Below are 6533 nucleotides of genomic sequence, written 5' to 3' on the forward strand. Positions count from 1 at the left end.
CGTTGCCGCACGTTCAATAAGCAGCCAGCCGCAGCGATGCTTGCGACCCACCGGCCTGGACGGACGACACCGCCTCGACCGCCAGCACCCGCTCCCCAGCGCCAGGCAACCGGAACGCGCTCACCGCCCGCGTCAGATCCGCCGACTGATCCTGCATGGAACCCGCCGCCGCGGCGGCCTCTTCCACCAGCGCCGCGTTCTGCTGAGTCACTTCGTCCATCTGCGACACGGCGCGGTTGACCTGTTCGATGCCGTCGGCCTGCTCGGCCGAGGCTGCGGCGATTTCGCCCATGATGTCAGTCACGCGCTGCACGGAACTGACGATCTCCTGCATCGTCGCGCCGGCGCGCTCTGCGCTGCCCGAGCCCTGGCCGATCTTCTGGACGGTGTCTTCGATCAGGACCTTGATCTCCTTGGCGGCCTGGGCGCTGCGCTGCGCCAGCGTCCGCACCTCGGCGGCCACGACGGCGAAGCCCTTGCCCTGCTCGCCGGCGCGCGCGGCTTCCACGGCGGCGTTCAGCGCCAGGATGTTGGTCTGGAATGCGATGCCGTCGATCACCGACACGATGTCCGAGATCTTCACCGAGCTGGCGGAGATGGCCGTCATGGTGCTCACGACCTCCGACACGGTGGCGCCGCCGCGCGACGCCGTTTCCGAGGCGGCTGCGGCAAGCTGGTTGGCCTGCTTGGCGCTGTCGGCGTTCTGCTTCACGGTGGACGACAACTGCTCCATCGACGCGGCGGTTTCCTCCAGCGAGGCCGCCTGCTGCTCGGTGCGCGAGGACAGGTCGGTGTTGCCCGCCGCGATCTCGCCGGAGGCGGACGCAATACTGTCCACGCCGGTGCGGATCCGGGCGACGGTGCTGACCAGGTTGGCGTTCATGGATTCCAGCGCCGCCATCAACTGGCCGATCTCGTCGCGTGACCGCACGACGATGGTGCTGGTCAGGTCGTTCGCGGCAACCGTGCGCGCGACGCGCACCGCGTCGGACAGCGGACGGGTGATGCTGCGCGTCAGCAGCACGGACATCAAGAGGCCACACACCACCGCGATAGAACCGATCACGATCATCCACAGGTTCGCGGTGCCGTAGGAGGCTTCGATGTCCGTGGCCCGCGCGTCGATATCGGCGCGCTGCAGTTCAGACAGGCGATTGATGTTGTCGATGAACTGGCGCGTCGCGGGCACGAACTCCTGCGTGAAGATCTTGTTGGCGGCGTCCACGTTGCCTTCCTGCTTGGCCTTGAAGATGCCATCGCGGGTGCGCAGGTAATCTGCACGCGCCTTGCTGATCCCCTGCCACAGCGCCTTTTCCTCGTCGCTTTCGATCAGCGGTTCGATCTTCTGCTGCAAGGCCGACGAGTTGCGGGTCGACGCTGCGGCTTCCTCGGTGAAGAAGCCTGCCAGGCTGGCGTCGGCGCTCTTGGCGATCGCGGTGGTCCGGGTGACGCCGGACTGGATATTGCGCGCCCAATCGTTGATCAGACGTTCCTTCGTGAGGGAACGCTGCGTCAGCGTTTCGACCGAGTCGTTGATGTTGGCCAGGCTGACGAGCCCGACGATGCACATGACCATGATCATGGCCAGCAAGATGGCGAAACCACCCGCAAGGCGGGTTCCAAGCTTCATGTTTTTCATACTGCCTCCGGCGACTTCCAGGGCAAGTGTGAATGCGTGCTCGGGCGGATGCCTCGGCGGCGGGATTGCGCCGCCGCCAATTCAAGCCAGATGCTCGCAAGCCCCTGGTTATCCGCCCCCAATTATGGTGTCCGTTGTGTCTGAAATTGCCGGCGGAGAGGTCGGTTTGCCGAGGGTTCTCGCGACGGTCGAACGGATGCTAGCAGTCCGGATTTCGGCGGCATCCGGGGAAATGAAGGCGTTATTGACGCAACCTCTTCGCATTGCGTGAAAGGCGACGGCAGCGTTGTAAAAAAGCCGCTACCGCTGACAGAAATGACCGCCAAAATCCGGGCAAAAAAAACGGCCCGAAGGCCGTGGCAGTCAGGTCGGCGACGTCGGCCGCGCCAACTGAAACGTGTCCGTACTGCGGGCATACCAGCCGCCGCCGTGCATGCGGGCAATCAAGCCAAGCGCCGGCGTGTCCACATGCCCGCGTTCGGCGTCGCGCACATAGGCGTCGTCGACATGCGCGCCCAGCACGCGCCCGATAACCACAATCTGCCGCGGACCGGTCACGACCGTTGCCTGGCTGACACACTCCAGCGACACCGGACTGCCCTGAATGCGCGGCGGACGCACATGGGTGGCAGGCAGCGCGGCCAGACCGGCCGCGGCCATCTCGTCCACGTCGGCGGGGTAGTCGGCGCAGGTCTGGTTCATTTCGCGGACGAGGGATTCCGGCACCAGATTCACCACGAACTCGCCGTTCTCGATGATGTTGGCGCCGGTGTCCTTGAACTCCCCGCCGGCATGGCGCATCAGGCCGATCGCGACCGTCGGCGGCTGATGCCCCATCACGTTGAAGAAACTGAACGGCGCGGCGTTGACGACGCCTTTTCCCGACACGGTGGTGACCCAGGCGATCGGGCGCGGCGTGACGGTCGAGGTGAGGATGTTGTAGACCGTCTGCGCCGGCAAGGCGTTGAAATCAAAATGCATCGATCAGACCTCCTGCTGCCCGGCGCCGGCGCCCGTGGCCGAGACGGCGCGCTTTTCGCGGGTGTCCACCTGAAGCTGGAAGACGTCGGGACGGGCATAGTGCCCGGCCACGTCGAAGTCGTACTTGCCGCGAAGGATCTGGTTGGGTTCGATGTCGGCGTACAGGATGGTCTCGTCCGAGAAATCCGGGCCGGCCAGCACCTCGCCCAGCGGACCGATGATGGCGCTGCCGCCACGCATCAGGACCGTGTCCGGCGCGTCGCCCAGCGCGCATTCGAAGTCGTCGGGGTAGGCGCTGCGGCGCAGATGCTGGCACGCCGTCAGCACGTAGCAGCGCCCTTCCAGCGCAATGTGGCGCATGCTGGGCACCCAGGTGTCCCGGTCGTCCGCGGTGGGTGTGCAGTACAGGGCCACGCCCTGGCTGTACATGTACATGCGCAGCATGGGCATGTAGTTTTCCCAGCAGATCACCGCCCCGATCTTGCCGTAGGGCGTGTCGATGACGGGCATCGTGGAACCGTCGCCAAAGCCCCAGATCAGGCGTTCGCCGGCGGTCGGCATCAGCTTGCGATGCTTGCCCGCCAAGCCGGCCTGGCCGTTGAAGTACAGCACGGTGCAGTACAGCGTGCCGCCGTCGGCTTCGATGCAGCCCATGACCACGAAGCTGTCGGTGTCGGCCGCTGCCTGCGCCACCAGCGCGACCTCTTCACCGTCCAGGCGGATGGCCTGCTGATGGTAGGCGGCAAAAGCGTCGCGGCCCTCGGGCTTGCGCATCCCGATGGGCGCGCCGAAGGAATTGCCCTTGGGATATCCCCCCAGGAAGGCCTCCGGAAACACCTGCACGCGGGCGCCCTGCTCGGCCGCCTGCCGGATCAGCGCGGCGGCCTTCTGGGCGCACGCCACGCTGTCGGTGGGAATGGACGCCGCCTGGATGACGGCGGCCTTGAAGGTCTTTTGCATGGACATATCTATGCTCGCTTCCTTTTTGTCTCGTTATTGTCAGTGGGCCGGATCTTCGTCGATGGCCTTCGCACGCGTGTTGGGCAGCAGCAAGCTGCCAATCACGCCCACGACCACCATCACCGCCACCGGATACATCAGGCCGCCGAAGATATTGCCGCTGGCCTGCGCCAGGTACGTGGCGGTAAAGGGCACGATACCGCCAAAAATGCCCGCGCCGATGTGATACGGGAACGACAGCGCCGTGTAGCGGATGCGCGCCGGGAACAATTCAACCAGATAGGACGCGACCGGGCCATAAACCATCGCGACGACGGCGGTCATCAGCACCAGGATCAGGATGATGGTGGCGCGGTCGATGCGCGCGGGGTCCGCCTTCTCCGGATAGCCGGCCGCCGTCAGCGCCTTGGCATAGGCCGCGCGGTCAAAGCCGTTGACGGTGACACCGCCCACGCTCATCGCGATCTCCTGCCCCGGGATCGGCGCGGCATATTCAAAGTTGATGCCCTTGCCGACCAGGAATTTCTTGGCCTGCACGCACACCTTCTTGTGGTCGGCATGGCTGCCGATCATGGCCGCCTGCAGTCCGAAGTCGCAGGCGCCGCCGCTGGTGTCCGCATGCACGCTGACCGGGGTCGTCTGCATCGCCTGCGCCAGCGCCGGGTTGCCGGCATTGAGCAGCACGTTGAACATCGCGTGGTAGCCTACGGCGCCAATGAACAGGCCGGCCATCATGATCCACTTGCGGCCCACCTTGTCCGACAGCCAGCCGAACAGCACGAAGGTCGGCGCACCGATGATGAAGCCGATCAGGATCAGCCGGTAGACGGTGGTCTGGTCAAGCTGCACGGCCTGCTGCAGGAAGATCATCACGTAGAACTGGCCGGTGAAATACGTGGCGCCCTGGCCGGCGGTAACGCCGATCAGCGCCAGCAGCACGAGGCGCAGGCTAGGCCATTGGCCGAACGTTTCCTTGACGGGATTCTTCGACAGACGGTTCTGCTGCTTCATGCGCGTGAAGACCGGCGATTCGTGCAGCTTGGCGCGCACGTAGATCGAAATGGCCAGCATCACAATGGACAGGATGAACGGCAGACGCCAGCCCCACTGGCGGAAGTCCTCGGCGCTCATCGAGGCCTGGACGAGCAGGATGACGACCAGCGACAGGATCAGGCCGGCCGACGAGGTGATCTGGATCCACCCGGTCAGCAGGCCCCGGCGGCGGGGTTCGCAGTGTTCGGCAACGTAGATCACCGCACCGCCGTATTCCCCGCCCACCGCCAGGCCCTGCACGATGCGCAGCGTCAGCAGCAGGATCCACGACAGGTGGCCCGCCGTCTCGTAGGTGGGCAGGCAGCCGATCAGCACCGTCGCGCCGCCCATCATGACGACGGTGATCAGAAAGGTGTACTTGCGGCCCAGCTTGTCGCCCAGGTAGCCGAACATCACCGCGCCCAGCGGCCGGATGATGAAGCCCACGGCCAGCGCGCCCAGGGCAGCCAGCAGCGCGACGGTGGGGTTGTCCTGCGGAAACAGGACCTGGCTCATGAAGACGGCCAGCGTTCCGTAGATGAAAAAGTCGTACCACTCGAATAGCGTGCCCAGCGTCGAGGCGACCACGACCTGGCGTTCTTCCTTGCGGCTCAGCGTCGGCCCGGCGTCGAGCCTGGGCATTGCGACATTTGCTTCCATGCTTGCTTTCCCCTGTCGTTTTAGATTGATACTGCTGTACGCATTAACTATTATCAAAGCTAAGCCCGGGCTGGAAAAAGCTAGGGGAAACCCGGCGCGGGCCGGAAAACGGCAGAAAGGCCGCTGCTACACTGCCGCCACGCACACTGTGGAGGCAGCAATGGCAAGGCCCGCCGGCAAGATTGAGAAGAATTCGGAACAGGCGCCGGCCACGGCGCGCAGGGGCATTCAGTCGATCGAGGTCGGGTTCCGGATCCTGGACGTCATCCGCAAGACCGGCCGTCCGATGCCGTTGAAGGAAATCGCGGACGCCTGTGCGCTCACGGTTCCCAACGTCCACTATTACCTGGTGAGTTTCCAGAAAGTCGGCGTCGTGCAGCAGCACGCCGACACCGGCCATTACGGGCTGGGTCCGTATGCGTTGCGGCTGGGGCTGGCCGCCCTGGAGCAATTCGACGTGTTCACGACGGCTCGTCCCATCATGGCCGAGGTGGCCGCAGCCACGGGTCACACGGTGTTTTTGGGCGTGTGGGGCAACAAGGGCCCGACGATCGTCTACCGCGTCGAAGGCAGCCGCAGCCGGCCGCTGCTGGAATTGCGCGTGGGCACGGTGATGCCGTTGCTGTCATCCGCCCTGGGCCGCAATTTCCTGGCGCACCTGCCCGATGCGCTGACCCGCGAGCTGCTGGAACAGGAAATGGCCTCGCCGACGCCCGAAAGCCACGGCGGCACGGCCGGCAACACCTACACGATGGCGGACGTGCAGGCCATCCGCGACGAAGTGCAGAAGCACCACATCAGCCGCTGCCGCCACGCGCTGCTGCCGCACTTCACATCGCTGTCGGCGCCCATCTTCGACATGCTGGGCGAAATGAAGGCGGCCATCACGCTGATGGGGCCGGTGGGCGCGGTGGACGACGACCTGGAATCCGACACGGCGCGCTTGCTCAGCGAAAAAGCCCGCTCGATCTCGGCGACGGCAGGCTGGGTGGATCCCAACTAATCACGCGGTGTCTGACACCCGAGCAAGATTGTCGTCAAGTGTCGGATCCGCGCCACCGGGTGTCAGACACCGCCCATATTTGGCACGCGGTGTCTGACACCCGAGCAAGACCGTCGTCAAGTGTCGAATCCGCGCCACCGGGTGTCAGACACCATCTGATTCACGCGGTGTCTGACACCCGAGCAAGACCGTCATCAGGTGTCGGATCCGCGTCACCGGGTGTCAGACACCGCCCATATTTGGCACGCGGTGTCTGAC

At 65.0% G+C, this 6533-nt stretch carries 5 protein-coding genes; 1 reads left to right on the forward strand and 4 read right to left on the reverse strand.

What is annotated here, in order from left to right; genetic code table 11:
* Window positions 1–13: 13 nt before the first annotated feature.
* The 4 genes from AC6LJW_RS26295 to AC6LJW_RS26310 form a co-directional block, all read right to left on the reverse strand.
* Window positions 14–1630, reverse strand: a complete 1617-nt coding sequence (locus tag AC6LJW_RS26295) for a methyl-accepting chemotaxis protein (RefSeq protein WP_498088712.1) — start codon at window positions 1628–1630, stop codon at window positions 14–16.
* Between the two features lie 372 nt (window positions 1631–2002).
* The gene (locus AC6LJW_RS26300; RefSeq protein WP_498088713.1) at window positions 2003–2620 is read right to left on the reverse strand and encodes a flavin reductase family protein; all 618 of its coding nucleotides are present in this window, start codon (window positions 2618–2620) and stop codon (window positions 2003–2005) included.
* A gap of 3 nt (window positions 2621–2623) precedes the next feature.
* A complete protein-coding gene (locus AC6LJW_RS26305; protein WP_498088714.1) occupies window positions 2624–3586 on the reverse strand; it encodes a carbon-nitrogen hydrolase family protein in 963 nt (320 codons plus the stop codon).
* Between the two features lie 33 nt (window positions 3587–3619).
* Complete coding sequence (locus tag AC6LJW_RS26310) at window positions 3620–5272, reverse strand: MFS transporter (protein WP_056568588.1); 1653 nt, start codon at window positions 5270–5272, stop codon at window positions 3620–3622.
* 160 nt (window positions 5273–5432) lie between these two features.
* Here AC6LJW_RS26310 and AC6LJW_RS26315 point away from each other — a divergent pair, with 160 nt between their 5' ends.
* A complete protein-coding gene (locus AC6LJW_RS26315) occupies window positions 5433–6275 on the forward strand; it encodes an IclR family transcriptional regulator (RefSeq protein ID WP_498088715.1) in 843 nt (280 codons plus the stop codon).
* Window positions 6276–6533: the final 258 nt, after the last annotated feature.

The organism is Achromobacter sp. 1012554356 (assembly GCF_059760815.1).

Bases quoted from the DNA above. Each gene is read 5' to 3' on its own strand.
- AC6LJW_RS26315 (WP_498088715.1), top strand. From the start codon at position 5,433: ATGGCAAGGCCCGCCGGCAAGATTGAGAAGAATTCGGAACAGGCGCCG.
- AC6LJW_RS26295 (WP_498088712.1), bottom strand. From the start codon at position 1,630: ATGAAGCTTGGAACCCGCCTTGCGGGTGGTTTCGCCATCTTGCTGGCC.
- AC6LJW_RS26310 (WP_056568588.1), bottom strand. From the start codon at position 5,272: ATGGAAGCAAATGTCGCAATGCCCAGGCTCGACGCCGGGCCGACGCTG.
- AC6LJW_RS26305 (WP_498088714.1), bottom strand. From the start codon at position 3,586: ATGTCCATGCAAAAGACCTTCAAGGCCGCCGTCATCCAGGCGGCGTCC.
- AC6LJW_RS26300 (WP_498088713.1), bottom strand. From the start codon at position 2,620: ATGCATTTTGATTTCAACGCCTTGCCGGCGCAGACGGTCTACAACATC.